Here is a 2405-nt window from a genome sequence, read left to right on the forward strand (position 1 = left end):
TAGGGGTGTGACTGCGTACCTTTTGTATAATGGGTCAGCGACTTATATTTTGTAGCAAGGTTAACCGAATAGGGGAGCCGTAGGGAAACCGAGTCTTAACTGGGCGTCATAGTTGCAAGGTATAGACCCGAAACCCGGTGATCTAGCCATGGGCAGGTTGAAGGTTGGGTAACACTAACTGGAGGACCGAACCGACTAATGTTGAAAAATTAGCGGATGACCTGTGGCTGGGGGTGAAAGGCCAATCAAACCGGGAGATAGCTGGTTCTCCCCGAAAGCTATTTAGGTAGCGCCTCGTGAACTCATCTTCGGGGGTAGAGCACTGTTTCGACTAGGGGGTCATCCCGACTTACCAACTCGATGCAAACTCCGAATACCGAAGAATGTTATCACGGGAGACACACGGCGGGTGCTAACGTCCGTCGTGAAGAGGGAAACAACCCAGACCGCCAGCTAAGGTCCCAAAGTCATGGTTAAGTGGGAAACGATGTGGGAAGGCACAGACAGCCAGGATGTTGGCTTAGAAGCAGCCATCATTTAAAGAAAGCGTAATAGCTCACTGGTCGAGTCGGCCTGCGCGGAAGATGTAACGGGGCTAAACCATGCACCGAAGCTGCGGCAGCGATATGAAAATATTGTTGGGTAGGGGAGCGTTCTGTAAGCCTGCGAAGGTGGACTGTGAGGTCTGCTGGAGGTATCAGAAGTGCGAATGCTGACATAAGTAACGATAAAGCGGGTGAAAAGCCCGCTCGCCGGAAGACCAAGGGTTCCTGTCCAACGTTAATCGGGGCAGGGTGAGTCGACCCCTAAGGCGAGGCCGAAAGGCGTAGTCGATGGGAAACAGGTTAATATTCCTGTACTTGGTGTTACTGCGAAGGGGGGACGAAGAAGGCTAGGCTATCCGGGCGACGGTTGTCCCGGTTTAAGCGTGTAGGTGGGTTGTTTAGGTAAATCCGGACGACTATTAAACACTGAGGCGTGATGACGAGTCTCTACGGAGATGAAGTAGTTGATGCCCTGCTTCCAGGAAAAGCCTCTAAGCTCCAGGTAACATTAAATCGTACCCCAAACCGACACAGGTGGTCAGGTAGAGAATACTCAGGCGCTTGAGAGAACTCGGGTGAAGGAACTAGGCAAAATGGTGCCGTAACTTCGGGAGAAGGCACGCTGGCATTAGGTGAAGTCCCTTGCGGATGGAGCCGAAGCCAGTCGAAGATACCAGCTGGCTGCAACTGTTTATTAAAAACACAGCACTGTGCAAACACGAAAGTGGACGTATACGGTGTGACGCCTGCCCGGTGCTGGAAGGTTAATTGATGGGGTTAGCGGCAACGCGAAGCTCTTGATCGAAGCCCCAGTAAACGGCGGCCGTAACTATAACGGTCCTAAGGTAGCGAAATTCCTTGTCGGGTAAGTTCCGACCTGCACGAATGGCGTAATGATGGCCAGGCTGTCTCCACCCGAGACTCAGTGAAATTGAACTCGCAGTGAAGATGCTGTGTACCCGCGGCAAGACGGAAAGACCCCGTGAACCTTTACTATAGCTTGACACTGAACATTGAGCCTTGATGTGTAGGATAGGTGGGAGGCTTTGAAGCGTGGACGCCAGTCTGCGTGGAGCCAACCTTGAAATACCACCCTTTAATGTTTGATGTTCTAACTTTGGCCCGTGATCCGGGTTGAGGACAGTGTCTGGTGGGTAGTTTGACTGGGGCGGTCTCCTCCCAAAGAGTAACGGAGGAGCACGAAGGTTAGCTAATCACGGTCGGACATCGTGAGGTTAGTGCAAAGGCATAAGCTAGCTTGACTGCGAGAGTGACGGCTCGAGCAGGTACGAAAGTAGGTCTTAGTGATCCGGTGGTTCTGAATGGAAGGGCCATCGCTCAACGGATAAAAGGTACTCCGGGGATAACAGGCTGATACCGCCCAAGAGTTCATATCGACGGCGGTGTTTGGCACCTCGATGTCGGCTCATCACATCCTGGGGCTGAAGTAGGTCCCAAGGGTACGGCTGTTCGCCGTTTAAAGTGGTACGCGAGCTGGGTTTAGAACGTCGTGAGACAGTTCGGTCCCTATCTGCCGTGGGCGTTGGAAGATTGAGAGGGGTTGCTCCTAGTACGAGAGGACCGGAGTGAACGCACCACTGGTGTTCGGGTTGTCATGCCAATGGCATTGCCCGGTAGCTACGTGCGGAAAAGATAACCGCTGAAAGCATCTAAGCGGGAAACTTGCCTCGAGATGAGTCTTCCCTTGGACCTTGAGTCCACTAAAGGAACGTTAAAGACCATGACGTTGATAGGCCGGGTGTGTAAGCGTAGCGATACGTTGAGCTAACCGGTACTAATGAACCGTGAGACTTAACCTTACAACACCGAAGGTGTTTTGATTGAGAATTTTCAGCTTGT

The 2405-nt window shown here is 52.2% G+C and carries 1 rRNA gene; it reads left to right on the forward strand.

Features of this window, described 5'->3' with window-relative positions:
- Positions 1 to 2365 (forward strand): 23S ribosomal RNA (locus BMZ28_RS17175); the annotation flags it as partial.
- Between the last annotated feature and the right edge of the window lie 40 nt (positions 2366 to 2405).

This window comes from Pragia fontium DSM 5563 = ATCC 49100 (assembly GCF_900112475.1).
GTDB classification, from domain to species: domain Bacteria; phylum Pseudomonadota; class Gammaproteobacteria; order Enterobacterales; family Enterobacteriaceae; genus Pragia; species Pragia fontium.